The sequence below is a fragment of the Azospirillum brasilense genome, from assembly GCF_008365405.1.
Classification (GTDB): Bacteria; Pseudomonadota; Alphaproteobacteria; order Azospirillales; family Azospirillaceae; genus Azospirillum; species Azospirillum brasilense_D.
This window is the reverse complement of sequence record NZ_QOKV01000003.1, coordinates 222,090-248,093: the sequence shown is the minus strand read 5'-3', so window position 1 is coordinate 248,093 and position 26,004 is coordinate 222,090. Positions and strand designations below refer to the sequence as shown.

Here is a 26,004-nt window from a genome sequence, read left to right as displayed (position 1 = left end):
CCGCGCCACCTTTCCGACGCGACAGGGGGCCGTTCCACCATGAACGCCGACATGAACGCAGACAGCAAGACGACGCCGAACCCGCCGCCGTCCAATCCCATCGTGGTCATTCCCGCCCGCATGGCCTCCACCCGCCTGCCGGGCAAGCCGCTGGCCGACATCGGCGGCGCGCCGATGATCGTGCAGGTGTGGCGCCGCGCCATGGAGGCGGAGATCGGCCCGGTGGTGGTCGCCTGCGCCGAGCCGGAGATCGCCGCGGCGGTGGAGGAGGCGGGCGGCACCGCCGTGCTGACCCGGCCCGACCATCCCTCGGGCTCCGACCGCATCTTCGAGGCGGTCAGCCTGCTCGATCCGGAGGGGAAATACGACGCGGTGGTGAACGTGCAGGGCGACCTGCCGACCATCGAGCCGGCGGTGGTCCGCGCCGCTTTCGCCCCGCTGTCCGACCCGCAGGTGGACATCGCCACTCTGGTGGTCGAGATCACGCGGGAGGAGGAGCGCACCGATCCCAACGTGGTGAAGGCCATCCTGGAACTGCCGCCCGGCGCCCGGCGCGGCCGCGCCCTCTATTTCAGCCGCGCCACCGCGCCCTGGGGCGACGGGCCGCTGTTCCACCACATCGGGCTCTACGCCTACCGCCGCGCCGCGCTGGAGCGCTACGTCCGCCTGCCGCCGTCGGCGCTGGAGCAGCGGGAGCGGCTGGAGCAGCTCCGCGCCCTGGCCTTCGGGATGCGCATCGACGCCGCCGTCGTTGACGCGGTTCCGCTCGGCGTCGATACTCCCGCCGACCTGGAGCGCGCCCGCGCGATCCTCGCCAAGCGCACCTCCCTTTAAAAGAAGACCTCCCGATGACGACCTCGAACGTGATCGCCTTCCAGGGCCTGCCCGGCGCCTATTCGGACCTGTCCTGCCGGACGGTCTTTCCGGAGATGACGACGCTGCCCTGCGCCACGTTCGAGGACGCCTTCGCCGCCGTGCGCGAGGGGCGCGCGGCGCTCGCCATGATCCCGGTGGAGAACTCCATCGCCGGGCGCGTGGCCGACAACCACCATCTGCTCCCCGAAGGCGGCCTGCACATCATCGGCGAGCATTTCCAGCGGGTGAACCACCAGCTCCTCGCCCCGAAGGGCGCGACGCTGGCCGGGCTGAAGACGGTGCGCAGCCACATCCAGGCGCTGTCCCAGTGCCGCAACATGACGCGGGAGCTGGGGCTGACGGCGATCTCCCACGCCGACACCGCGGGCGCCGCCGCCGAGATCGCCAAGCTGGGGGACCCCCAGCACGCGGCCATCGCCTCGTCGCTGGCCGCCGACATCTACGGGCTGGACATCCTGAAGGGCGGCATCGAGGACGCGGAGCACAACACCACCCGTTTCCTGATCCTGTCCCGCGAGCCGAAGACTCCGCCGCTGCCCGCCGCGGGGACCGGGACCAAGATCATCACCACCTTCGTCTTCCGCGTGCGCAGCGTGCCGGCGGCCCTTTACAAGGCGCTGGGCGGCTTCGCCACCAACGGCATCAACATGACGAAGCTGGAAAGCTACATGGTCGGCGGGCACTTCACCCAGACCCAGTTCTACGCCGACGTGGAAGGCCATCCGGAGGAGCGCTCCCTGCGTCTGGCGCTGGAGGAGCTGGCCTTCTTTGCCCGCGCGGGCGAGGTGAAGATCCTGGGCGTCTACCCCGCCAACCCCTTCCGCTATCAGGAAAGCCAGCGCATCGGCGAGGATTGAGGAAGGGGCGGGCCGCGCCTGCCCCCACCCTTCCCACGGCTTCGCCGCGTGTTCCCTCACTCCCCCTCGGCGATCCACTCGTCGATCAGGCGGCGGGCGATGCTGTCGGGGCGGGCGAGGCGGAACTCCTCGCTGGGAGTGAAGGTCCGCAGAAACTCGCGGTCGAACCAGTGGGCCGTCTCCAGCTCCTCCAGGTCCGTCTGGATGTCCAGCGTCACCGCCCGCGCGCTGAAGCCCAGCATCAGCGAGGACGGGAAGGGCCAGGGCTGGGACGAGTGGTAGCGGATGTCGGTGACCTCCAGCCCCACCTCCTCCAGCACCTCGCGCCGCACGCTGTCCTCCAGGCTTTCGCCCGGCTCGACGAAGCCGGCCAGCACCGAATGCATGCCCGGCGGGAAGCGGGAGTTGCGGCCCAGCACCACGCGCCCGGCCCCGTCATGGACGAGCATGATCACCGCCGGGTCGGTGCGCGGGAAATGGTGGGTGGCGCAGTCCGGGTTGGTGCAGACGCGCACATGCCCGCCCTCGGCACCCGCCGCGACCGAGCCGCAGACGCCGCAGAAGCGGTGCCGGGCGTTCCACCAGGTGATGCCGCGGGCGTAGGCGCACAGCCCGGCCTCCGTCGCCTCCATCACCGGGCCGACGGCGCGCAGGTCCTCGAAACGGCCGAGCCCGGCCAGGGCCGGATGCTCCTCCGGCGCTTCCAGGCCGGTCAGGTCCACGGTGAAGTGCGGCACGCCGTCCAGCAGGCCGAGGAAAACCGGCTCCACCCCCCAGTCACCACCGCAGGCGACGGCGACCGCGCGAGCCGAGTCGGTATCGCCGGTCACGAAGTTGCGCGATTTCGCCACGGGCAGCAGGCGCGCCTGCGGCGAGGCCCAGGCGTCTTTCAGCCAGTCCTTGTCCTTGCGGCGCACGGCGGCGCGGTCGAGCGGAATGCCGGCATAGGCGTTCGGGCGGGCGTTCGGGCGGTCGGGTGGGGAGGAGCGGTCGTGCATGGCGAAGAGGCTGCCACAAGCCCGCGAAGCGGGGAAGCGGCGTCCCGCGCAACCCTCCCCCCGCATTGATGGTTTGCGCCGGGAGAGCAGCCGACTAGGATGCCGCTCTCCTTCCCACCACGCGCGATCCGGCGGAGCGACCATGACCGAACCCTGCCCCACCCCCCTGGTGACCCTGGCGGAGCGTCTGGCCGACGCCTCCGGCCCGGTCATCCGCCAGTATTTCCGCACGCCGGTGGCGGTGGACGACAAGGCCGACGCCTCACCCGTCACCATCGCCGACCGCGAGGCGGAGCGGACCATCCGCGCCATCATCGAGGCCGAGCGCCCCGACGACGGCATTTATGGCGAGGAGTTCGGGACGAAGAACCTGGACGCCGAATGGGTGTGGGTGATCGACCCCATCGACGGCACCAAGTCCTTCATCACCGGCCGCCCGATCTTCGGCACGCTGATCGCCCTGCTGCACCGCGGGCGCCCGGTGCTCGGCGTCATCGACCAGCCCATCGTCCGGGACCGCTGGCTGGGCGTCGAGGGGCGGCCCACCCTGTTCAACGGCCAGCCGGCCCGCGTGCGCGCCTGCGCCGGAGGGCTGGCCGCGGCGACCCTGGGGACCACCTCGCCTGACCTGTTCCCCGGCGCGGACCAGGACGCTTTCCGCCGGGTGGCCGGGGCGGCCAAGGTGTCGGTCTATGGCGGCGACTGCTACAGCTACGGCTTGCTGGCGGCGGGCTATTACGACCTCGTCGTCGAATCGGGGCTGAAGCTCTACGACTTCGCGGCGCTGGTGCCCGTGGTGACCGGGGCCGGCGGGCTGATGACCGATTGGGACGGCCGGCCGCTCGACGCCACCTCCAGCGGGCGCGTGGTCGCCGCGGGCGACGCCCGCACCCACCGCGAGACGCTGGCCGCTCTGGCTGGCTGAGACAGGAGGACCACGCCCATGGCAACCATCGCCACGCCCGCCCGCTCCGTCTTCGAGACCTCGCCGGAGAAGCTGCGCCCCTTCCTGCAGTCGCTGGCCGGCCGGGTGTCGGGCGGGGCGAACTGGATGGTCCGCAAAAAGACGGTCTGCGACCTGCTGCTGGGGCTGGACGCCTTCTTCGCCCTGCCGGCGGAGGAGCGCCGCGCCCTGATGGGCGCCGGGGACGACGCCTCCAGCCAGGACGGCACCGGACCGGAGGACTTCCGCAACGTCCTGCCGCTCTATGTCGGGGCGATCCTGGAGGGGTTGAAGGAGGAGGCCGTGACGCAGCCGGAGCAGGCGGCGATCTACATGCTGTCCATCCACCCGGAGCACCAGATGGCCGCCGAGGAATGGATGCTCGCCGACCCGCGCAACGGCAAGGCGGTGCGCCGGATGATGCGGTCCGACCGCCGTTACCGTCAGCTCATGGAGCGCATGGCCGACCACTGGAAGAAGGCCCGCGCCGGTCAGGGCAGCAGAGAGACGGCCAGCAGCCCCAGGTAGATGCCGATGAACAGACCGAGGACGATGCCGTAATCCTCGTCGGTCATCGGGTTGGAATCGGGGTCGAACTGCCGCATGATCTACTCCCAGTGCGTCAACGGATGCCCTGAATAACCGTTGACGCCCGCGAAGTTCCCGCGACAAGGCCGTGACTTCCGCCGGGTGGGGCCGGGTGGGGGCGAACATTCCCATAAAAAACGGACCGCGCCGGAGGGGCACGGTCCGCTGAGTCGGGAGGGACCCGAAGGGAAAGGGTCAGAAAGGACTCAGGTGGCAAAGGCTCAGGTGGAAGGCCGGGCCTCGCCGGTGATGGCCGGTTTCGGCGGCATCTCCTCGGCCAGCGCGCGGTAAGCCAACCCGCCGAGCAGCCCACCCACCAGTGGCGCCACCCAGAAGGCCCAGAGCTGCTGCAGCGCCCAGCCGCCGACGACCAGCGCCGGCCCCGTGCTGCGCGCCGGGTTCACCGAAGTGTTGGTGACCGGGATGCTGATGAGGTGGATCAGCGTCAGCGCCAGCCCGATGGCCAGAGGCGCGAAGCCCGCGGGCGCCCGCCGGTCGGTGGAGCCCAGGATGACGATCAGGAACATGAAGGTCAGCACCACCTCGATCAGCAGGCCGGAGGTTAGGTTGTACGCGCCCGGCGAATGCTCCCCGTACCCGTTGGCGGCCAGCCCCTTGGCGGCCAGTGACCAGTCGGCCTTGCCGGTGGCGATGACGTACAGCACCAGCGCCGCCAGGAAGGCGCCGACCACCTGCGCGATGACGTAGGGCAGGATGTCCTTGGCCGGGAAGCGCCCGCCGGCCCACAGCCCCACGGTCACCGCCGGGTTCAGGTGGCAGCCGGAGATGTGGCCGACCGAATAGGCCATGGTCAGCACCGTCAGGCCGAAGGCCAGGGAGACGCCGGTCAGCCCGATTCCGACCTCCGGAAAGGCGGCGGAAAGCACGGCGCTGCCGCAGCCGCCGAACACCAGCCAGAAGGTGCCGAGAAACTCCGCGCTCGTGCGCCGGAACATCGACATGTCACCACCTCGTCGGGCGTCGCCACATTCCTGCCTTTTTTGCGCCCCCGGACGGGCCGGCGCCAGCGGACGGGCGTAAGATACCGTTGCGTACGCGGACTTGACGCGCCGCAAGGCGCGTACATGCTAAGGCTGATCCGCCCAATCACAGGCAAACCATGTCAGGACCGACGATGCGCCGAGTTCTCGCTGCCGCCCGGACGACCGCTGTCTTGGCTCTCCTTGCGCTGACGGCGCCAATCCAGGCGAATGGGGTCCAAGCGGAAACGGTCACCGTCCCCGCCCTGAAGCAGTTCGGCGAGCCGGAATTCAAGCCGGGCTTCACCCACTTCCCGCACGCCAACCCGGAAGCCCCCAAGGGCGGACAGATCACCCTGGCCGCGCAGGGCAGCTTCGACAGCCTGAACCCGATCATCCTGCGCGGCGTCACCCCGCGCACGCTGGGGCTGATCGCCGACTCGCTGATGGTCGGCTCCGGCTGGGAGATGGACGCGGCCTATGGATCGCTGGCGGAAAGCGTGGAACTGCCCGAGGACAAGAGCTGGGCCATCTTCCATCTGCGCAAGGAGGCGCGCTGGCACGATGGCGTGCCGGTGACCGCCGGCGACGTGGTCTTCGCCTGGGACTCGATCCAGGCGCACGGCAACCCCTTCCTGAAATCCTTCCTCGACCGCGTCGCCGCGGTGGAGGCGGTGGACGAGCATCAGCTGAAGATCACCCTGAAAACCACCGGGGAGATGAAGCCGATCATCGACTTCGCCACCAGCATCGCCCCCCAGCCCGAGCATTGGTGGACCGCCAACGGACGTGACATCGCCAAGACGACGCTGGAGCCGGTCCTGGGCAGCGGCCCCTACCGCATCAGGACCGTCGATCCCGGCCGCTCCATCACCTACGAGCGGGTGGCCGACTGGTGGGGCCGCGACCTGCCCACGGCGCGCGGCTTCTACAACTTCGACACAGTGAAGGTCGATTACTACCGCGACGACGACGTGATGTTCGAGGCCTTCAAGGCCGGCGCCTACGACTTCCGCACCGAGCACCGGGCGCAGCGCTGGACCACCGGCTACGACTTCCCCGCCGCCAAGGACGGCCGGGTGAACCGCGTCGAGGTGAAGAGCGATCTGCCGCTGGGCGCCCAGGGCTTCCGCCTGAACACCCGCCGCGCCAAGTTCGCCGATCCGCGGGTGCGCGAGGCGCTGGGTTATCTGTTCGACTTCGAATGGATTCAGAAGAACATCCTGTACGGCCAGTATCTCCGCACCACCTCGAACTTCCCCAACTCCGACTTCGGCGCCAAGGGGCCGCCGACGCCGGAGGAGCTGGCCCTGCTGGAGCCCTTCCGCGCCCAATTGCCGGAGCGCGTCTTCACCACCCCCTTCGAGCCACCGAAGACCGACGGCAGCGGCAACACCCGCAACAACCTGCGCGAGGCCATGCGCCTGTTCCGCGAGGCCGGGTGGGAGCTGAAGAACGGCCGGATGACCAGCGCCAAGACCGGCGAGGTGCTGAGCATCGAGTTCCTCGACGGCACCGGCGCGCTGACCCGGGTGATCCAGCCCTATGTGGAGGCGCTGCGCAAGGCGGGCATCGACGCGGTCCTGCGGGTGGTCGACACCGCCCAGTTCCAGGCGCGCACCGACGAGTTCGACTTCGACGTGGTGGTGGCGAACTTCAACTTCTTCACCCCGCCGGGGACCGAGCTGCGCAGCTATTTCGGCTCCGCCGCCGCGGACGTCCGGGGATCGGCCAACTACGCCGGCATCAAGGAACCGGCGGCCGACGCGATGATCGAAAAGGCGCTGGCGGCGAAGGATCTGGCGTCGGTCCAGGCGGCGACGCGCGCGCTCGACCGCGTGCTGCTGTGGGGCTTCTACATGGTGCCGCACTGGTACAACCCGGACAACTGGATCGCCCACCGGACGACGCTCGGCTTCCCGGAGAAGACGCCGAAATACGATCTGGGCTTCCGCAACAGCGGCTTCCCCGAGGCGTGGTGGGTGAAGCCGGGCAAGGAAGGCTGAGGGCCGCCGTCCAATGACCCCAGAGACACCCGCCCCTTCACAGGCGCCCGATCCACAAGGCCTCTTCGACCGGCAAATCCGACCCCTGCTGCAACGGCTGAAGCGTCAGCGAACCGGAATGCGCGCCGCTATCGTCCTTATGGTCTGCGTCGCCCTGATCGGCTGGACAGTGCTTGTCCTGATGAAGCTGCCCTTCCTGATGACAGGCAGTTACTGGAGCTGGAGGTTCCATGGCGCCGTCGCCCTGGCCGTCATCACCGTCCCGTTCATCCTGTTCCGTCGCCGCCGCAAGCGTATCTCCATTTCGCTCGTGCTGGCGGCCTGCGGCCACGCCGATCTCACCTATGCGCCCGGCGGCTGTCTTGGTCAGCGCCAGGTGCGTCGACTTTTCAACGACCTGAAGCCGCGCGACGCCAAGGTCGAAGACGGCATTTCCGGCGTGCGCCGGGACCTGCCCTTCTGGTTCAACAAAGTCGAACTTCATAAATCCGCTGGGTTCCTGCAGGGAAACATTTGGATTTTCCGCGGCTGGCTTCTCTGCATCAACCTGCCGCAGCCGGGGGTGCCGCCGCTGTCCTGCACGCTCACTCTTGGCGCCCGTGGCGCCGAGCCGGTGCTGACCCCGCTTCAGGGAGAGGCGGCGGAGGCCGAACGCCGGTTCCCGGCGGAGTTGCGGACCCTGGCCGCGCGGCTCGCCACCCTGGCCGGCGCCCGCGAGGTCCGGTTGGCCACCGACGGGCAGCGCTTCATCCTGGCGATCGACACCGGGCGCGACCTGTTCGAAGGGATCGCGGCCCTCGACGAGCGGCTGACCCCTGCCCTGTTCGCCCGTTTCCTGGAGGAGCTGGACACGCTGACACGGGTCGTGGACGCGCTTGCCGCGGCGCTTCAGGCGCAAATCGCCGCACCGGTTTCCCAGCCCGCCGCGAGCTTGGACGCCGCCATACCCGTCTCCGCCTTGAATGTGCCATAGACGGACCCCTACCTTACCGGAAACAATAAGGACCGAGAGGGGCATGAGGAAGACCGGTAAAGCGATCCTGGCCGCGGTCATGTGCCTGTATCTGGCGGAACCCTTCGCCACGGCCCGCGCGCAGACCAACCCGCGCGAAACCGCGGGGCACGCCGTCACGGCCCATGGAACGCCCAAATACGGGCCGGACTTCCAGCATTTCGACTACGTCAATCCCGACGCCCCCAAGGGCGGCGAGATCAAGCTGGCGACCTACGGCGGCTTCGACAGCCTGAACCCGTTCATCCTGCGCGGGTCGGTCGCCGCCGGGGCCAGCCTGCCCTTCGACACGCTGACGGTGGAGAGCGGGGACGAGGTGCTGACCCGCTACGGGCTGCTCGCCGAGACGATCACCGTCGCCGAGGACCGGAGCTGGGTCCGCTTCACGCTGCGCCCGCAGGCGCGCTTCCACGACGGCGCCCCGGTGACCGCCGACGACGTGGTGTGGAGCTTCGAGACGCTGCGCGACAAGGGCCACCCGCTCTACCGCACCTACTACGCCGACGTGGTGAAGGCGGAGAAGACGGGCGAGCGTGCGGTCACCTTCACCTTCCGCGACGGCGGCAACCCCGAGCTGCCGGTCATCATGGGCCAGCTGCCGGTGCTGCCGAAGCACGTCTTCCAGGAGCGTGATTTCAACAGCACCACGCTCGACCCGATCGTCGGCAGCGGCCCCTACCGGATCACTGAGGTGCAGCCCGGACGCTCGCTCGTCTTCGAGCGGGTGACGGACTGGTGGGCCAAGGACCTGCCGGTCAACCGCGGGCGTTACAACTTCGACCGCATCCGCTTCGACTATTACCGCGACCTCGACGTGGTGTTCGAAGCTTTCAAGGCCGGGGCCATTGATTTCCGGGTGGAGCATTCGTCGAAGAACTGGGTGACCGGCTACGACGTGCCCGCGGTGCGTGACGGCCACATCGTCCGCGAGGAGATCAAACACCAAGACCCTCAGGGCATGCAGGCCTTCGTCTTCAACAGCCGCCGCCCGGCCTTCGCCGACCGCAAGGTGCGCGAGGCGCTGAATTACCTGTTCGACTACGAATGGACGCGGGCGAACCTGTCCTACGGGCTGTTCCAGCGCACCAAGAGCTTCTTCTCCAACTCCGAACTGGCCTCCGCCGGCCTGCCCTCGCCGGAGGAGCTGGCGCTGCTGGAGCCGTTCCGGGGCAAGGTGCCGGAGGAGGTCTTCACCAAGCCCTTCGAGCCGCCGCGGACCGACGGGTCCGGCAACATCCGCCCGAACCTGCGCACGGCGCTGTCCTTGCTCAAGGAGGCCGGGTGGGAGCTGAAGGGCAACAAGCTGCTGAACGCGAAGACCGGCGAGCCGATGCGCTTCGAGATCCTGCTGGTGCAGCCGGACATGGACCGCATCGTCCAGCCCTTCGTCCGCAACCTGGAGCGCGCCGGGATCGAGGCGGCCATCCGCGTGGTGGACACCGCCCAGTACCAGAACCGGATCGACCGCTACGACTTCGACATGGTCATCCAGCGCATCCTGCAATCGACCTCGCCGGGCAACGAGCAGCGCGACTACTGGCAATCAGCCCGCGCCGACCAGCCGGGCAGCCGCAATCTGGCCGGCATCAAGGACCCGGTGGTCGACGCGCTGATCGACCGCGTGATCCAGGCCCCCGACCGCGAGAGCCTGATCACGGCGACCCGCGCGCTCGACCGGGTGCTGCTGTGGGGCTGGTACGTCATCCCGCAATGGCACGACGACGTGCGGCGCGTCGCCTATTGGAACCGTTTCTCCCATCCGGCGGTTGCGCCCAAATACGGCTTGGCCTTCACCGACACCTGGTGGGTCGATCCCGACAAGAACGCGAAGCTCGCCAACACGGCCCGCCGCGCGGCGCCCTGAGACGGCAAACAGAAAGGCGAACCCGCGCGATGCTGGCCTACATCATCCGCCGTCTGCTGCTGATCATCCCGACCCTGTTCGGGATCATGGTCATCAACTTCCTGATCGTGCAGATCGCCCCCGGCGGTCCCATCGAGCAGATGATCGCCCGCGTCCAGGGCACCGCCGTCGAGGCGACCGCCCGCATCGGCGGGACCGGCGGCGGCGAGACCGGCGGCCCGGCGGCGCAGCAGGCCCAGGGCGGCGACACCGGCAGCCGCTACCGCGGCGCCCAGGGGCTGGACCCGGAATTCATCAAGCAGCTCGAACGCGAGTTCGGCTTCGACAAGCCGCTGCACGAGCGCTTCATCCACATGATGTCGAACTACCTGATGTTCGACTTCGGCAAGAGCTATTTCCGCGACCGCAGCGTCGTCGATCTGGTGATCGAGAAGATGCCGGTGTCGATCTCACTGGGCATCTGGACGACGCTGATCGTCTATCTGGTGTCGATCCCGCTGGGCATCGCCAAGGCGGTGCGCGACGGCCAGCCCTTCGACGTCTGGACATCCGGCGTGGTCATTGTCGGCTACGCCATCCCCAGCTTCCTGTTCGCCGTGCTGCTGATCGTCGTCTTCGCCGGCGGGCGCTATTTCGACCTGTTCCCGCTGAGGGGGCTGGTGTCGGACAACTGGGCGAGCCTGCCCTGGTGGCAACAGATTCTGGACTATATGTGGCACATGGTGCTGCCGGTGCTGTCCATGGTGATCGGCGGCTTCGCCGGGCTGACCATGCTGACCAAGAACTCCTTTCTGGAGGAGATCAACAAGCAGTATGTCGTGACCGCCCGCGCCAAGGGGCTGGCGGAGCGGCGGGTGCTCTACGGCCACATCTTCCGCAACGCCATGCTGATCGTCATCGCCGGCTTCCCCGGCGCCTTCATCGGCATCCTGTTCACCGGGGCCCTGCTGATCGAGGTGATCTTCTCGCTGGACGGGCTGGGGCTGCTGGGCTTCGAGGCGGCAATCAACCGCGATTATCCGGTGATGTTCGGCACGCTGTACTTCTTCACGCTGCTGGGGCTCATCATGAACCTCGTCGGCGACGTGACCTATGTGGCCGTCGATCCCCGCATCGACTTCGAAGCGCGGAGGGTGTGATGGCGAGCCTTTGGCATTCTCCCTCCCCCGCCCCGGGGGAGGGTTGGGGTGGGGGTACCGCCGAGGATCGCGGCGCTGATCCTCGCCCGACCCTCACCCGGCGCCTTCGGCGCCACCCTCTCCCCGGGGGGGAGAGGGATTGGACGCAGGAGATGCGCCCATGACCGGCGACCGTTTCCTCGGCTTCCGCGTCACGCCGCTCACCCGGCGGCGGCTGGCGAATTTCCGGGCGAACCGGCGGGGCTTCTGGTCCTTCTGGATCTTCCTGGTGCTGTTCACCCTGTCGCTGGGCGCGGAGTTCATCGCGAACGACCGCCCGCTGCTCATCAAGTACGACAACGCGCTCTACTGGCCTGTCTTCACCGCCTATCCGGAAACCACCTTCGGCGGCGAGTTCGAGACGGAGACCGATTACCGCGACCCCTACGTGCGCCAGCTGATCGAGGAGAAGGGCTGGATCGTTTGGCCGCCGATCCCCTACGGCTACCGCACCATCAACTACAACCTGCCGGTCCCCGCCCCGGCCCCGCCGTCCGCCGACAATTGGCTGGGCACCGACGACCAGGGGCGCGACGTGACGGCGCGGCTGATCTACGGCTTCCGCATCTCGGTGCTGTTCGGGCTGGTGCTGACCGCCTTCTCCTCGGTCGTCGGCATCATGGCCGGGGCGGTGCAGGGCTATTTCGGCGGCATCACCGACCTGCTGTTCCAGCGCTTCATCGAAATCTGGCAGGGCCTGCCCACCCTGTTCCTGCTCATCATCCTGTCCAGCGTGGTGACGCCGAACTTCTGGTGGCTGCTCGGGCTGCTGCTGCTGTTCTCCTGGACCTCGCTGGTCCATGTGGTGCGGGCGGAGTTCCTGCGGGCGCGCAACTTCGACTATGTGCGCGCCGCCCGCGCGCTGGGCGCCACCGACGCGACGATCATGGTGCGCCATGTGCTGCCCAACGCCATGGTGGCGACGCTGACCTTCCTGCCCTTCATCCTGAACGGGTCGATCACCACCCTGACGGCGCTGGACTTCCTGGGCTTCGGCCTGCCCCCCGGCTCCCCCTCGCTGGGCGAGCTGCTGGCCCAGGGCAAGGCCAACCTCCAGGCGCCCTGGCTGGGCCTGACCGCCTTCTTCGTGCTGGCGATCATGCTGAGCCTGCTGATCTTCATCGGCGAGGCGGTGCGCGACGCCTTCGACCCGCGCAAGACCATCGGCCAGCTCTCCACCGCCACCGGAACCGCCAACGAGGCGGCGGCGGTGGCGCAGAAGGCTGCGGAATGATGCTCCCAACGATCACCAGCCCAAGAAGGCGGAACCGCCCATGACCGACATGACGACCAACGGGACCGACGATCTCCTCCAGGTCCGCAACCTCCATGTCGAGTTCCGCTCGGGCGGCGGGGCGATGCACGCGGTGAAGGGGGTGTCCTTCGACATCGCCAAGGGGGAGACCCTGGCGCTGGTCGGCGAGTCCGGGTCGGGCAAGTCGGTCACCGCCCTGTCGATCCTGCAACTGCTGCCCTACCCCATGGCGCGCCACCCGCATGGCTCCATCCGCTTCCGCGGGACCGAGCTGGTGGGGGCGGAGGAGAAGGTGCTGCGCGACGTGCGCGGCGACCGCATCGCCATGATCTTCCAGGAGCCGATGACCTCGCTGAACCCGCTGCACAGCATCGAGCGGCAGATCAACGAGACGCTGTTCCTGCACAAGGGCCTATCCCGCGCCGCCGCGCGCAAGCGCACGCTGGAGCTTCTGCGGCTGGTCGGGCTGCCCAACCCGGAAAAGCGGCTGAACGCCTACCCGCACGAGCTGTCGGGGGGCCAGCGCCAGCGCGTGATGATCGCCATGGCGCTCGCCAACGAGCCCGACCTGCTGATCGCCGACGAGCCGACCACCGCGCTGGACGTCACCATCCAGGCGCAGATCCTGGAGCTGCTGAAGGACCTCCAGCGCCGCTTCGGCATGGCGCTGCTGCTCATCACCCACGACCTGGGCGTGGTGCGCAAGATGGCCGACCGGGTCTGCGTGATGAACCAGGGCGAGATCGTCGAGCAGGCCGACGTCGCCGACATCTTCGCCCGCCCGCAGCACCCCTACACCCGCAAGCTCCTGGCCGCGGAGCCGAAGGGCGACCCGCTGACCCCGCCCGCCGACGCGCCGGAGATCATGGCCGCCGACAACCTGAAGGTCTGGTTCCCCATCAAGAAGGGCCTGCTGCGCCGCACCGTCGATCACGTCCGCGCCGTGGACGGCGTGTCGGTCAACGTGCGGCAGGGGCACACCGTCGGGGTGGTCGGCGAGTCCGGTTCCGGCAAGACGACTCTGGGCCTCGCCCTGCTGCGCCTGCACGCCAGCGAGGGGGCGATCCGCTTCGACGGCAAGGACATCCAGGGCTGGCAGGCGAAGAGGCTGCGCGGGCTGCGGCGGGAGATGCAGGTGGTCTTCCAGGACCCTTACGGCAGCCTGTCGCCCCGCCTGTCGGTCGGCCAGATCATCGGCGAGGGGCTGACCATCCACGGCATCGGCTCCGGCGCCGAGCGCGACGCCATGGTGGCGAAGGCGCTGGAGGAGGTGGGGCTCGACGCCGCCAGCCGCCACCGCTACCCACACGAGTTCTCCGGCGGCCAGCGCCAGCGCATCGCCATCGCCCGCGCCCTGGTGCTGAAGCCGAAATTCGTCGTCCTGGACGAGCCGACCAGCGCGCTCGACATGTCAGTGCAGGCGCAGATCGTCGACCTGCTGCGCGACATCCAGGCGCGCAACAACCTCGCCTACCTGTTCATCAGCCACGACCTGCGGGTGGTGCGGGCGCTCAGCAGCCACGTCATCGTCATGAAGGACGGCAAGGTGGTGGAGCAGGGCCCCACCCGCCGCATCTTCGAGGAGCCGCGGGAAGAGTACACCCGCGCCCTGCTCGCCGCCGCGCTGAACCTGGAAGCCGTCAAGTCCGACGCCGTGCGGATGTAGCGCAATCGCATTCAATGCCCCCCTCTTCCTTTTGGGGAGAGGGTTAGGTCCTGTCTGACGCCCCTGTGATGACGGTCATTTCCGTCTGTTTGTTGCTGATCAGCAGCCGGGAGGGCGCGGAATGCGGCGGCATGAGTTCAGCCCGGCACAGGGGGAGTTGATCGCGGATCTGATGCCGCTGGCGTCCTCGCAAGGCGACGGCCGTTGTGTTCGGCGGGCGCTTACGGTCCGTTGGTTTCGTTATTCTTCTTCGCTTTATCCTTCTTCGCTTGATCATGATGCCACTTGATGGCGAAGAACATGCCCGTTCCCAACACGATAATCTTGAATGGAAAGAATACCAAAGGGAACCAGTCATACATTCTGAACATCTCCAGGCTATGACACTATCTATCGCCAAGGAAACCTGACGGCAGTCAGGTCGAGCGCGAGACTTTGTCTGCGGGCGCGGCCACAGGCGGCTGGGTTGGCGCGGCTGCAACGAAACGGGCTTCCTCAGCCTTGTAGAAGTACTGGCTGGCCACCAGCCACCCCTTCAACGGCCGTAAGGGCGGAACACAGGTCAGCAACAGGAACGGCAGGGTCGTGACGAGGTGCACCCAGTATGGGGGCTCAAATCTTGCCTCGATCCAGAGCGCCAGGATGACCGTGGGAATGGAGGCGAAGCAGATGACGAAGAAGGCGGGGCCGTCAGCCGGATCGGCGTAGGAGTGGTCCAGACCACAGACCTCGCAGTGGGAGCGCAGCTTCAGGAAGCCGCTGAACAGATGACCCTGGCCGCAGCGTGGGCAGCGACCACGCACGCCGGTGCTGAAGGGGGGAAGAGGCGGCCACTCCTGTTCGGATGACATCGCGTGTTCCTTCGGGAGGCAATGGCAAGCAATGCCTGCATGCAATGCGTGACCGTATGCTCCACAATGACCGACAATGTCAACTTGAATGCATTCAATACGCTATCAGAATTCATACAACCATGGGATATGGCAGGTGTCTCGGCCAAAATGTCGGCCACTTGCCGCGATGCCTCGCGCAGACCCTAGCGGTCCTTCGGAGCGCCGAGCGCGATATGGACAGCCTCCGGCGGCGTTGACACGGCACAGGCATCGCTGCCGACGATACCAATCCCCGTCCCACGCAGGCGTATGACGAATTCACCGCAAATCCATTCGCCAAGTCCTGTCTGACGGCCCAGTGATGGCGGTCATTTCCGTCTTGTGGACGTTGATCGCTGATCTGATGCCGCCTCCGACCGCACCGGCTGGCCGGAGACAAGGCTTACGGTGGTGAGCCGGTGTAGACCTACCTGCGCCTTCCCAGGCCGTCAGACAGGACCCAGGGTGAGGGGGTTGCGCTTTTGCCGGACGTACCGCCACGTCCATCCCCTTTACCGGCTCTCAGCGGATGCCAGAGGCATCCGCTTGACGCCTCTCCCCACTTTCGGCGGACCAGAGGTCCGCCTGTCGCGTCAGCGCAAACTTCGTTTGCGCGTGAGCGGAGGGGAGAGGGCTATGAGGGTCAAGCGCGATTGTCTTAAGTGCGATTGCCTTGGCTCCGCGGGCGCTTCGCCTTGGTGCCGGGCGGCGCCGTCGTTCGGACCGGCGGCGCCTTCGGGGAGTCCCGTCCCGGCACCGTCACCGCGCGCCATTGGCCAGGCGCCAGCCCGTCCAGCGTCCAGTCGCCGATGGACCAGCGGATCAGCCGCAGGGTCGGGAAGCCGACCGCGGCGGTCATGCGGCGCACCTGCCGGTTCCGCCCCTCCCGCAGGGTCAGCGCGATCCAGCTCGTCGGAATGGCGGCGCGGAAGCGCACGGGCGGGTCGCGCGGCCACAGGCCGTCCGGCTCCTCCATCCGGTGCGCCTCGGCGGGCAGGGTCGGCCCGTCGTTGAGGGTCACCCCGTCGCGCAGGCGCTGCAACGCCTCCTCGGTCGGGTCGCCCTCCACCTGCACCCAATAGGTCTTGGGCAGCTTGTGCTTGGGCGAAGCGATGCGGGCGATCAGCGCGCCGTCGTCGCTCAGCGCCAGCAACCCCTCGCTGTCGCGGTCCAGCCGCCCGGCGGCATACACCCCCTTCACCGGCACATGGTCGGCCAACGTCGGGCGCCCTTGCTCATCGGTAAACTGGGGCAGCACGCCATAGGGCTTGTTCAGCAGGATCAGACGGGGCACGGTTGGCTCGAACGGGTTTGAGACGAACAACGACAACATTACAGGGGTTTGCGCCGTGACGCTGCTTTTCTGCTCCACCACCGACCGCTCCGACCGCTGGCTGAGCGAACTGGACGCCCGCCTGCCGGGGCTGGAGGTGCGGGTGTGGCCCGAGATGGGGGACTTGGCGGACATCGAGATGGCGCTGGTGTGGAAGCCGCCGCACGGGCTGCTCGCCACGCTGCCGAACCTGAAGCTGATCGTGTCGCTGGGCGCCGGCGTGGAATCGCTGCTGCTCGACCCCACCCTGCCCGACGTGCCGCTGGTCCGCATGGTGTCGGAGGGGCTGACCGTGGACATGGCCGGCTATGTGGCGCTCCAGGTGCTGCGCTGGCACCGGCTCCTCGACGAGTACAAGGCGCTCCAGCAAGCCGGGCGGTGGGAGCCGCTGGACCCCTGCCCGGCGTCGGAGGTGAAGGTCGGCCTCCTGGGCCTGGGCGAGCTGGGCATGGCCTCGGCGAAGACGCTGCTGAGCATGGACTACCGCGTGCTGGGCTGGAGCCGCACGCCGAAGACGCTGCCGGGAGTGGAGAGCTTCTCCGGTCCCGACGGGCTGGCGGCGATGCTCGGGCAGTGCAACCTGCTGGTCTGCCTGCTGCCGCTGACGGCGGAGACGCGCGGCCTGCTGAACCGCAAGCTGTTCGCCGCCCTGCCCAAGGGGGCGGTGGTCGTCAACGCCGCGCGCGGCGGGCATCTGGTGGAGAACGATCTGCTGGCGGCGCTAGAGAGCGGCCACCTCGGCGGGGCCAGCCTCGACGTGTTCGCGGAGGAGCCGCTGCCCGCCGGCCATCCCTTCTGGACCCACCCGAAGGTCCATGTGACGCCGCATGTCGCCGCCGTCACCCACCCGTCGCGCTCCGCCGCGGTGGTGGCCGAGGCGATCACCGCGTTCCGCGAGGGCCGTCCGCTGCCGAACCTCGTGGACCGCAGCCAGGGCTACTGAAAAGGACGGCGGTCAGGCGGGCACCGCCACAGGGCCGGAGGCGCCCAGTTGCGCCTCCAGCCGCGCCTTGGCGGAGGCGGCCACCTCCTCCTCGGCGCGGATGACCGCCATGTCCTCCGGCGCCACGGCGCCCGCCGCGACGACCAGTTCGGCGAAGTCGGACAGGAAGACGCTGCCCTTCACGGTGCGCTGGACGAGCACGCTGCGCTTGTCCTCGGCGTCGCGCTTGCGCTTGATGAAACCGAGCAGCGACAGCCGGTCGAGCGCGCGGGTCACCGCGGGCTTGGAGATGTTCAGCGCCGCCGCCAACCCGCGCACGGTGTGCGGCGGATCGGTCAGATAGACCTGGAGCATGATGGCCATCTGCCGCGCCGACAGATCCGGCCCGTCCTGCCGGACGCTGGCGATCAAAGCCGTCCGCCACAAGCCGAGCGCTTTCAGGTTCCGTGCCATGTTTTCCCCCCGCGTGCCGCGTCCCTTGCCCCCGAAGGCCCCCGCATTCGGGACGCGCGGCGAAGGAGTGTCCCCCAACCCGGCCCGGACAGGCAAGCGTTTCGCAGCCGGATCGATCGGTCAGGGTGTCGCGGGAGGGGGAATGTGTCGAGGGGCCGGCGCCCCGCGCAGAAGCCCTTCGGTGCTGAGATCCTCATCCACATCGGGCCAGTGGATGCCGTAGCCGCCGCCGGCGATCTCCCAATTCCGGCGCTGCTCCGGTGTGGCGTCGAACAAGCGCGGATACCAGGCGAACGGCACGGCGATGGACCGTCCATCCATAAGATCGACCGTCAACCGCTCGTCGTCGAGCGACACGGCCTTGATGCGCAGATCAACCTTGGATGCCGAAAAAGCCGTGCCATTCCTCCAGGAACCGCGCCCGGTGCTCCCGCAATGAAAGCGCCTGCATCGGCTTGCCCCCTCCCTGACCCTCCCCCGCTCTCGGCGGACCGAAGGTCCGCCTGCCGCGTCAGCGCAAACCTTTGGTTTGCGCGAGAGCTGCGCAGGGGAGGGAGGGGACCCATGCGCGAGCATGGGGAGGGTGGGGGCACCTCGTCGGAAGCCGCTCAGTAAATCAACTCGTTCTCGCCGCTGCCTTCGGAGATGACGATCTCGCCGCGGGCCGCCAAGTCCTTGGCAAGCTGGACCATGTACATCTGGGATTCGTCCACCTCGCGGACACGGACGGGGCCCATGGCGGCCATGTCCTCGCGCAGGATCTTCGCCGCGCGCTCGGACATATTGGAGAAGAACAGGTCCTTCAGCGTCTCCGACGCGCCCTTCAGGGCGGTGGCGAGCTTCTGCTTGTCGACGCTGCGCAGCAGGGCCTGGACGCCGGAGGGGTCGAGCTTCGACAGGTCCTCGAAGGTGAACATCAGCGACTTGATGCGCTCGGCGCTGTCGCGGTTGCGTTCCTCCAGGGCGGCCATGAAGCGGTGCTCGGTCGTGCGGTCCAGGCCGTTGAAGATTTCCGCCAGCATCTCGTGGCTGTCGCGGCGGCTGGTGCGGGCGAGGTTGGTCATGAACTCGGTGCGCAGCGTGCGCTCCACGTCGTCCAGAACCTCCTTCTGCACGGCCTCCATGCGCAGCATGCGCATGATGACCTCCATCGCGAAGCTTTCCGGCAGCTGGGTCAGCACGCGGCCGGCGTGTTCCGGGCGGATCTTCGACAGCACGACCGCCACGGTCTGCGGGTATTCGTTCTTCAGATAGTTGGACAGGACCGACTCGTTGACGTTGGCCAGCTTGTCCCACATGGTGCGGCCGGCGGGACCGCGGATCTCCTCCATGATGGAGTCGACCTTGTCCTTGGGCAGCGTCTTCAGCAGCAGGCGCTCGGTGGAGTCGAAGGAGCCGACCAGCGAGCCGGTGGCCGACATCTGCTCCGCGAATTCGACGAACAGGCGCTCGATCAGGTTGGCGGAGACGGTGCCCAGGTTCGCCATCACCTGCGACAGCTCCTTGATCTCCTCGTCGTCCATCATCGCGAACAGCTTGGACGAATGCTCGTCGCCCAGCGCCAGCATCAGAATGGCCGCCTTCTCCGGACCGGTGAGGGTGCGATAATCCTCACGAACCTTCAGCGCCATGTATCCGCCTCCAAAAACCCGGCCGGCACCCGAGTCCACCGGTCCTACCCAAAGGTTTTAGTCCTTTCCGAATCGCCACGCCACCCCCGCGACGCCCGCGGGGGTGACAATTTTAACCATACGCCCGATGCTGGACCGCTGGATTACCCGAACCGCTTGGCGATGACCGCATAGGCCGCGCGCAGGCCCAGCGCCTCGCCGCCTTCCGGGCGGCCGGGGCGGGCGCCGCTGTTCCAGGCGAAGGTGTCGAGATGCGCCCAGGGCGTGTCCTTCGACACGAATTCCTGGAGGAACAGCCCCGCGGTGATCGCTCCGGCCATGCCGTTGCTGGTCACGTTGTTGAGGTCGGCCACCTTGCTGTCCAGCCCCTTGCGGTAGGGCGCCCACAGCGGCAGGCGCCACAGCGGGTCGCTCTGCTCCTCCCCGGCGGCCAGCAGGTCGTCGGCGAGGCCGTCGTCGTTGGCGAACAGCGCCGGCAGGTCCGGCCCCAGGGCGACGCGGGCGGCCCCGGTCAGGGTGGCGAAGTCGATCAGCAGGGCGGGCTTCTCCGAATCCGCCTCGGCCAGCGCGTCGCACAGGATCAGCCGCCCTTCGGCGTCGGTGTTGCCGACCTCCACGCTCAGGCCCTTGCGCGTCTTCAGCACGTCCATCGGCTTGAAGGCGTTGCCGGAGATGACGTTCTCCACCGCCGGGACCAGCACGCGCAGCCGCACCGGCAGCCCCGCCATCATCACCATGCGGCCCAGCGCCAGCGCGTGCGCGGCGCCGCCCATGTCCTTCTTCATCAGCAGCATGCCCGACGACGGCTTGATGTCCAGGCCGCCGCTGTCGAAGCAGACGCCCTTGCCGACGATGGTCACCTTCGGGTGCGCCGGGTTGCCCCAGCGCAGGTCGATCAGCCGCGGCGCCCGCGGGCTGGCCCGGCCCACCGCGTGGATGGCCGGATAGTCGCGGTCGAGCAGGTCGTCACCGACGATCACCTCCAGCCCGGCCTCGAACTCCTCCGCCACGGCGTGCGCCACCTCGGCCAGCTCCGCCGGGCCGAGGTCGTTGGCCGGCGTGTTGACGAGGTCGCGCAGCAAATAGGTCGCGGTGGCGGTGCGCTGCACCTCGCCCTGGTCGGCGTGCTTCGGCCAGACAAGATTGGCGAAGACCTTGTCCGACGCCTTGTAGCGCCCGAAGCGGTAGCTGCCGAGCGCCCAGCCCAGCGCCAGACGGGTGGCGGCGCGACGATCCAGCGCGGCGTCCACCGCCTCGTCCAGCCGGTAGTTCCCCGGCGGCAGACCGGCGGGCAGCCCGGCGAGGCCCCACAGGTCGTCCAGCGCCGACACGCCGGCCAGCACGCGGGCGACCGCCCCGCCCTCCCCTGGCAGGAACGCCGTCGAACCGGCCTCCCCCGTGAAGTTCACGGCCTTCACCCAGGCCGCGGTGGCGGGCGGCTGGCCTTCCAGCCAGGTGGCGAGACCGGCCTTGTTCAGCGGGGTGATGGTCACGGTGCCGGGGCCGGCCGTGGCGAGCAGGGTGGCGAGCAAGGCGGGCGTCCTTCGTCAGGAAACGGAAGCAATGATGGAAAGCATGGCGCGCCGGGGCGTCCCTGAAAAGGGGGATTGCGCGCCGGCTTGCCGCAAGGTCGCGGGACAGGCATGCTCCGCCCCCCTCCCTTCACGACCGAGGCGCACCCATGGACGACCTGACGCTGGTCATCGGCAACAAGGCCTTCTCCTCCTGGTCCCTGCGGCCCTGGCTGGCGCTGAAGCGGACCGGCCGGCCCTTCCGGGAGATCGTGATCCCGCTGCGCCAGCCCGACACCGCGGCCCGCATCGCGGAGCATTCGCCCTCCGGCCGGGTGCCCTGCCTGCGGCACGGCGACCGGGTGATCTGGGATTCGCTGGCGATCTGCGAGTATCTGGCGGAAACCTTCCCAGAGGCCGCCCTCTGGCCGACGGACGCCCACGCCCGCGCGGTGGCGCGGTCAGTCTCGGCGGAGATGCATTCCGGCTTCGCCGCCCTGCGCACCCACATGTCCATGGACCTCAAGGCCTTCCGCCCCGGCGTGGGCCGCAACGCCGAGAGCGAGGCCGACATCGCCCGTGTCTTCGCCCTGTGGCGCGACGCGCGGTCCCGCTTCGGGGCGGGCGGCCCCTTCCTGTTCGGCGACTTCTCGATCGCCGACGCCATGTACGCGCCGGTGGTGACGCGCCTCCTCACCTACGGGGTGGCGATGGACGGGCTGTGCGGCGACTACGCGCGGGCGGTGATGGAGCTGCCGGCCATGGCGGAGTGGGTGGAGGCCGCCAAGGCCGAGCCGTGGGACATCTACGCCGACGAGCGGGACCCGCAATAGGAGACGTCAGGGCAGGCTGTCAGGGCGTCGCCCCGCCGGTCGGTTCGTTGGCGGCGTTGCCGATCAGCCCGACCTCGCGGTAGTAGCGCTCGGCGCCCGGATGCAGCGGGACGGAGACGTTGGCGACCGCCTTGCTGGCGTCGAAGCTGCGCCCCTTGGGGTGGCCCTCGATCAGCAGGCGGCGGGTGTTCTCGTGCCACAGCGCCTTGGTGACGCCGTGGATCAGGGTGGGGTCGCGGTCGGCGCGGACCAGCAGCTCCGCCCCCACCCCCAGCGTGTGAATCTCCGGCACACCGGGGTAGGTGTCGGCGGGGATGGTCTGGTCCATGTAGAAGCGCTGGCGGATGCGCAGCCCATCGGCGATCGCGCCGTCGAGCGGGATCAGGCGGATTGGTTCGCGGTTCGCCACGTCGGTGACCGCCGCCACTGGGAAGCCGCCGACCATGAAGAAGGCGTCCAGCTCCTTCTTGGCCAGCCGGTCCGCCGCGGTGCCAGGCTTCAGGTAGGCCGGGGGCCGCAGCTCCGCCTCCTTCACGCCGAAGGCGTCGAGGATGGCCCGCGCCTCCACCAGAACGCCGGACCCCTCCTCGCCCAGCGAGACGGCCCTGCCCTTGAGGTCGGCCACGCCGTGCAGGTCGCTGTCGGCGCGCACGACGAGTTGGATCGCCTCCGCGTAGAGCATGCCGATGGAGCGCAGCCCCTCGAAGGGCGCCTTGCCGTGGAAGATGCCCGACCCGGTGTAGGCCCAATAGGCGATGTCGGCCTGGGACATCCCGGCTTCGATCGCGCCGGAGCGCAGCAGCTCGATGTTCTCCACCGAGCCGAGCGTGGCCTGGGCCACCGCGATCAGCCCCGGCACGCCGCAGCTTCCCCCGCGGTCGCAGGGGCGGGAGCCGGGCGGGTTGGAGATGGCGTTGGCGATCAGCCCGCCGATCGGGAAATAGGTGCCCGACGTGGTGCCCGTGCCGATCCGGAAATAGCGGATGTCCTGCGCCGCAGCACCCCGCGGCAGCAGGCCGAGCAGAGCGGCCCCCGCGACACCGGCCAGGAGATGGCGGCGGCTGGGAAGACCTTGGGAGGAAAGGCGGGGGTTGGCTCCTGCGCGCGGCACCGGCGGGTCCACCTTTCCTGCTGGCCAGCCGTCCCGGCGGCGTGGGCCATCGGCGGCGTGTGTTGGACACGCTCTTACAAGAATACCCGCAGCCCGGCTTTTTCAAGGCGTCGGGGGCTTAAAAGACGCCCGCCAGATCAAGAACCCCGGCGAGTGCTACCGCGCCGCCACACATTTGCACGACCCGGCCCGACGCCGCCTGCCCCACCGCCACCGACAGGCCCAGCCCGGCGCCGATGACCAGCAGCACGCCGGACGACAACCCGGCCCAGAACAGCGGACCGCCCATATGCACATAGCCGTGGAAGGCCCCCGCCGCGGCGACCGTCAGCACCCCCAGGGCCAACGGCGCCTTCAACCCGAAGGCGACCAGCCCGCCCATCAGGATCAGCGACGCCGACAGCCCTTCCGCGGCGTAGGGGAGGCGGATGCCGATCTGCGCAGCCAATCCGGCGGACAGCACCGCGGTCAGCGCCGCCACCGGAAGCTGCCAGACGGCGGCGCCGCCGTTCTGCCCGCTCCACAGCCCGATGGCGAGGAAGCCCAGCAGATGCTGCAACACCCACACGGGCTCGGTCAGGCCGGTGCCGAACGGCCCGGTCACCGTCATCCGCGCCAGCGCGGGCGCGGCCCCGGCGCCGATCAGTGTGAGCGCCAGAAGAACCGACCGGATCGCCACCATCCCCTACCCCTTTTCCCCAACGTCTCTGCGCAGCACCCGGCCGGTATGGCCGCTGCGCGGGGTGGGGTCAAGTGACCAGAGCCGAGGGCTTTTAGAAGCTGGACATCAGTAACCCAGGGGGCCGGGGCCGTACTGGCGGAGATCCTGCTGCTTGCGGAGCAGGTCGCGCTGCTGCAGCGGGTCGAGGCGGCCCATGGCGTCGTCGGTGCGCAACCGGTCGACCTCCGGACTCATCAGGTCGCGCTTGGCGCGGTCGGTCAGCCCCTGGGTGGAGCCCGGCGCCGGCAGGGCGGGCGTGGCCGGCTGGTCGATGGGCGGCGGCGGGGGAGACGAACTGCCGCGGCGGCGCACCGGCGGCGGCTGGTTGGGCGGCTGGTTGGGCGGCTGGTTGGGCATCTGCGAGGCGTCGGAGAGCTTCTGCGGCGGGGCGGGTGGAGGTTGCGGCGCGGGGATCGGGCGGGCGTTCTCCTCCGCCTGGATCTGGCGCAGCGTCTTCAGCCCGCCGCTCTGCACGGACGCCGGCGGTGCCGCCTGGGCCCGCCCCGGCATCTCGTCGCGCACCTCCGTCGCGCAGGCCCCCAGCGCAAGGGCGGCGAGCGCGACGGTGACGGGCAGAAGCGTGGCGGTGGCGCGGATCGAGGTCATACCAACCATGTCGTGCCCCGCGGAGCCGGGACAAGGCCCCCTGCCCATCTCCCTCTTCCTGGTGAGGCCGTAAGGGGACTCCCGCCCGCCAGCTTTTGCCGCTAGAATGTTCTTGTTTTGTTCGAGTTGAAACAATGTGCGGAGGGAGGACGGTATGGTGGAACGGGAGGCAGAACGGACGGCACGGCGCATCCTGTCCCTGTGGCTGCCGCGGCTGCCCACCGACGCCCACAGCCGCCGCCATCCGGAGCGGCGCGACCATCCCCTGGCCGCCATCCTGGCCGAGCGCGGGCGGCTGGGCGTGGCCGCCGTCAACCGCGCCGCGGCGGAGGCCGGGGTGTGGCCCGGCATGAGTCTGGCCGACGCCCGCGCCATTGAACCCGCCCTGGCCGTCTTCGACGCCGATCCCGAGTCGGACGCCCGTCTGCTGGAACGGATCGCCGGCTGGTGCACGCGCTACACCCCCTGGACCACCCCGGACGGCCCCGACGGGGTGGCGCTGGACATCACCGGCTGCGCCCATCTGTTCGGCGGCGAGGAGGCCATGGCCGCCGACCTGACCGCCCGGCTGAACGTGGCGGGCTTCGAGTCGCGGCTGGCGGTGGCGGACACGCCCGCGGCGGCCTGGGCGCTGGCGCGGTTCGCGCCCCCCTCCCTGACCCTCCCCCGCTGCGCGGGAGAGGGGATCCGGCCCTCTCCCGCGCAGCGGGGGAGGGAGGGTCCCGCGAAGCGGGGGGGAGGGGGCAAAAAATCTGCCCTCCTCCCCCCCCTCCCCGTCGCCGCGCTGCGTCTGCCCGCCGCCACGGTGGACGGTCTGGCCGCGGTGGGGCTGCGGCGGATCGGGGACCTGCACGCCATCCCCCGCGCCACGCTGGCCGCCCGCTTCGGGCTGGAGCTGCTGCGACGGCTCGACCAAGCCTATGGACGGCTGGACGAGCCGCTGTCGCCCCGCCTGCCGGTGCCGCCGCACAGCGCCCGCCTCGCCCTGCCCGAGCCGCTCACCACCGCCGAGGCCATCGCCGAGGCGCTGCGCCGCCTGCTGATGACCCTCTGCGCCGGGCTGGAGAACACCGGCGAGGGCGCCCGCCGCCTGCGGCTGGAACTGCACCGGGTGGACCGCCGGCTGGAGGACGCGCCCCAGACGCTGGCCATCGGCACCGGCCACCCGGTGCGCTGCCCGGACGCGCTGATGCGGCTGTTCGCCCAGAAGCTCGACCGGGTGGAGCCCGGCCCCGGCCTGGAGCTGATGGTGCTGTCGGCCACCGAGGCCGGTCCGCTCGCCGCCGCGCAGGCCGCGCTGGATGGCGGGATGGACGGACAGCCGGAGCTGGGCGAGCTGATGGACCGGCTGGGCAACCGACTGGGGGAGCGGGCGGTGCTGCGGCTGGTCCCGCGGCAAAGCTGGCTGCCGGAGCGCAGCGTGGCCCCCGCCGCAGCCTTCGCGGATGCCCCCGGCGGTGCGCTGTGGCCCGCCGATCGCCCGCGCCCGGTGCGGCTGCTCACCCCGCCGGAGCCCATCGAGGCCATGGCCCTGGTTCCCGACGACCCGCCGGTGATGTTCCTCTGGCGCGGCGCCCAGCACCGCATCCGACTCGCCGACGGGCCGGAGCGGATCGCGGCCGAATGGTGGCGGCGCGACGGCGAGCCCCGCGACTATTACCGCGTCGAGGACGAGGCCGGCCGCCGCTTCTGGGTCTATCGGCAGGGGCTGTACCGGCCCGGCGTGGCGGCGCCGTGGTTCCTGCACGGCTTCTTCGGGTGACGGGG

The 26,004-nt window shown here is 69.3% G+C and carries 24 protein-coding genes; 13 read left to right on the top strand and 11 right to left on the bottom strand.

The genetic code is table 11. The features are described from left to right. Positions 1–51: 51 nt before the first annotated feature. Positions 52–834 (top strand): 3-deoxy-manno-octulosonate cytidylyltransferase, encoded by a 783-nt coding sequence (locus DS837_RS07915; protein ID WP_149164234.1) that lies wholly within the window; start codon positions 52–54, stop codon positions 832–834. 14 nt (positions 835–848) lie between these two features. After that, positions 849–1,733: a prephenate dehydratase gene (locus tag DS837_RS07910; RefSeq protein ID WP_149164233.1), complete on the top strand. Its 885-nt coding sequence runs from the start codon at positions 849–851 to the stop codon at positions 1,731–1,733. A 56-nt stretch (positions 1,734–1,789) separates the two neighbouring features. Here DS837_RS07910 and nudC read toward each other — a convergent pair whose 3' ends face one another. Beyond that, complete coding sequence (nudC, locus tag DS837_RS07905) at positions 1,790–2,731, bottom strand: NAD(+) diphosphatase (protein WP_149164232.1); 942 nt, start codon at positions 2,729–2,731, stop codon at positions 1,790–1,792. A 142-nt stretch (positions 2,732–2,873) separates the two neighbouring features. Between nudC and hisN the strand changes: the two genes are divergently transcribed. After that, positions 2,874–3,656, top strand: coding sequence for a histidinol-phosphatase (gene hisN, locus DS837_RS07900; RefSeq protein WP_149164231.1), 783 nt, complete (start codon positions 2,874–2,876; stop codon positions 3,654–3,656). Positions 3,657–3,674: 18 nt separating this feature from the next. Then, positions 3,675–4,202 carry a hypothetical protein gene (locus tag DS837_RS07895; protein WP_149164230.1) on the top strand — a complete coding sequence of 176 codons (528 nt, stop codon included), beginning with the start codon at positions 3,675–3,677 and terminating at the stop codon, positions 4,200–4,202. A 281-nt stretch (positions 4,203–4,483) separates the two neighbouring features. Here DS837_RS07895 and aqpZ read toward each other — a convergent pair whose 3' ends face one another. Beyond that, positions 4,484–5,224, bottom strand: a complete 741-nt coding sequence (gene aqpZ / locus DS837_RS07890; RefSeq protein WP_119510096.1) for an aquaporin Z — start codon at positions 5,222–5,224, stop codon at positions 4,484–4,486. A gap of 212 nt (positions 5,225–5,436) precedes the next feature. On the opposite strand from aqpZ, the gene DS837_RS07885 reads away from it, so the two are divergent. From DS837_RS07885 to DS837_RS07860, 6 genes are all read left to right on the top strand, one after another. Continuing rightward, on the top strand, positions 5,437–7,248 hold the full coding sequence (locus tag DS837_RS07885) for an extracellular solute-binding protein (RefSeq protein WP_247889823.1): 1,812 nt from the start codon (positions 5,437–5,439) through the stop codon (positions 7,246–7,248). Between the two features lie 118 nt (positions 7,249–7,366). Then, positions 7,367–8,221, top strand: a complete 855-nt coding sequence (locus tag DS837_RS07880; protein WP_149164228.1) for a hypothetical protein — start codon at positions 7,367–7,369, stop codon at positions 8,219–8,221. 43 nt (positions 8,222–8,264) lie between these two features. Next, positions 8,265–10,124: an extracellular solute-binding protein gene (locus DS837_RS07875; protein ID WP_149164227.1), complete on the top strand. Its 1,860-nt coding sequence runs from the start codon at positions 8,265–8,267 to the stop codon at positions 10,122–10,124. A gap of 29 nt (positions 10,125–10,153) precedes the next feature. Next, on the top strand, positions 10,154–11,263 hold the full coding sequence (locus DS837_RS07870; RefSeq protein ID WP_145625162.1) for a microcin C ABC transporter permease YejB: 1,110 nt from the start codon (positions 10,154–10,156) through the stop codon (positions 11,261–11,263). 160 nt (positions 11,264–11,423) lie between these two features. Further along, positions 11,424–12,536, top strand: coding sequence for an ABC transporter permease (locus DS837_RS07865; RefSeq protein ID WP_149164226.1), 1,113 nt, complete (start codon positions 11,424–11,426; stop codon positions 12,534–12,536). Between the two features lie 49 nt (positions 12,537–12,585). Continuing rightward, positions 12,586–14,223: an ABC transporter ATP-binding protein gene (locus DS837_RS07860; RefSeq protein WP_149164345.1), complete on the top strand. Its 1,638-nt coding sequence runs from the start codon at positions 12,586–12,588 to the stop codon at positions 14,221–14,223. 416 nt (positions 14,224–14,639) lie between these two features. Here DS837_RS07860 and DS837_RS07855 read toward each other — a convergent pair whose 3' ends face one another. Together DS837_RS07855 and DS837_RS07840 are read right to left on the bottom strand one after the other, a co-directional pair. Then, positions 14,640–15,074, bottom strand: a complete 435-nt coding sequence (locus tag DS837_RS07855; protein WP_149164225.1) for a DUF983 domain-containing protein — start codon at positions 15,072–15,074, stop codon at positions 14,640–14,642. 679 nt (positions 15,075–15,753) lie between these two features. Beyond that, positions 15,754–16,389, bottom strand: coding sequence for a pseudouridine synthase (locus DS837_RS07840; protein WP_149164224.1), 636 nt, complete (start codon positions 16,387–16,389; stop codon positions 15,754–15,756). A 55-nt stretch (positions 16,390–16,444) separates the two neighbouring features. Between DS837_RS07840 and DS837_RS07835 the strand changes: the two genes are divergently transcribed. Further along, positions 16,445–17,371 (top strand): 2-hydroxyacid dehydrogenase, encoded by a 927-nt coding sequence (locus DS837_RS07835; protein WP_149164223.1) that lies wholly within the window; start codon positions 16,445–16,447, stop codon positions 17,369–17,371. Between the two features lie 12 nt (positions 17,372–17,383). Here the strand turns inward: DS837_RS07835 and DS837_RS07830 are convergent, their stop codons facing one another. From DS837_RS07830 to DS837_RS07815, 4 genes are all read right to left on the bottom strand, one after another. After that, a complete protein-coding gene (locus DS837_RS07830) occupies positions 17,384–17,824 on the bottom strand; it encodes a MarR family transcriptional regulator (protein ID WP_149164222.1) in 441 nt (146 codons plus the stop codon). Positions 17,825–17,944: 120 nt separating this feature from the next. Then, positions 17,945–18,181, bottom strand: a complete 237-nt coding sequence (locus DS837_RS32605; protein WP_247889822.1) for a DUF2442 domain-containing protein — start codon at positions 18,179–18,181, stop codon at positions 17,945–17,947. A 251-nt stretch (positions 18,182–18,432) separates the two neighbouring features. Next, the gene (fliG, locus tag DS837_RS07820; RefSeq protein WP_035670918.1) at positions 18,433–19,455 is read right to left on the bottom strand and encodes a flagellar motor switch protein FliG; all 1,023 of its coding nucleotides are present in this window, start codon (positions 19,453–19,455) and stop codon (positions 18,433–18,435) included. A 143-nt stretch (positions 19,456–19,598) separates the two neighbouring features. Next, positions 19,599–20,987: a leucyl aminopeptidase family protein gene (locus DS837_RS07815; RefSeq protein ID WP_149164221.1), complete on the bottom strand. Its 1,389-nt coding sequence runs from the start codon at positions 20,985–20,987 to the stop codon at positions 19,599–19,601. 149 nt (positions 20,988–21,136) lie between these two features. Here DS837_RS07815 and DS837_RS07810 point away from each other — a divergent pair, with 149 nt between their 5' ends. Continuing rightward, positions 21,137–21,799, top strand: coding sequence for a glutathione S-transferase family protein (locus tag DS837_RS07810; RefSeq protein WP_149164220.1), 663 nt, complete (start codon positions 21,137–21,139; stop codon positions 21,797–21,799). A gap of 19 nt (positions 21,800–21,818) precedes the next feature. On the opposite strand, the gene DS837_RS07805 is transcribed toward DS837_RS07810, so the two are convergent. The 3 genes from DS837_RS07805 to DS837_RS07795 all read right to left on the bottom strand — a co-directional run bounded on the left by DS837_RS07805 (position 21,819) and on the right by DS837_RS07795 (position 24,246). After that, positions 21,819–22,910, bottom strand: a complete 1,092-nt coding sequence (locus DS837_RS07805) for a TAXI family TRAP transporter solute-binding subunit (protein WP_149164219.1) — start codon at positions 22,908–22,910, stop codon at positions 21,819–21,821. Between the two features lie 118 nt (positions 22,911–23,028). Then, entirely contained in the window at positions 23,029–23,592 is a 564-nt protein-coding gene (locus DS837_RS07800; protein WP_149164218.1) for a HupE/UreJ family protein, read from the bottom strand. Positions 23,593–23,697: 105 nt separating this feature from the next. Next, positions 23,698–24,246, bottom strand: coding sequence for a hypothetical protein (locus DS837_RS07795; RefSeq protein WP_247889821.1), 549 nt, complete (start codon positions 24,244–24,246; stop codon positions 23,698–23,700). A gap of 145 nt (positions 24,247–24,391) precedes the next feature. On the opposite strand from DS837_RS07795, the gene DS837_RS07790 reads away from it, so the two are divergent. After that, positions 24,392–25,999, top strand: coding sequence for a Y-family DNA polymerase (locus DS837_RS07790; RefSeq protein ID WP_149164217.1), 1,608 nt, complete (start codon positions 24,392–24,394; stop codon positions 25,997–25,999). Positions 26,000–26,004 lie beyond the last annotated feature (5 nt).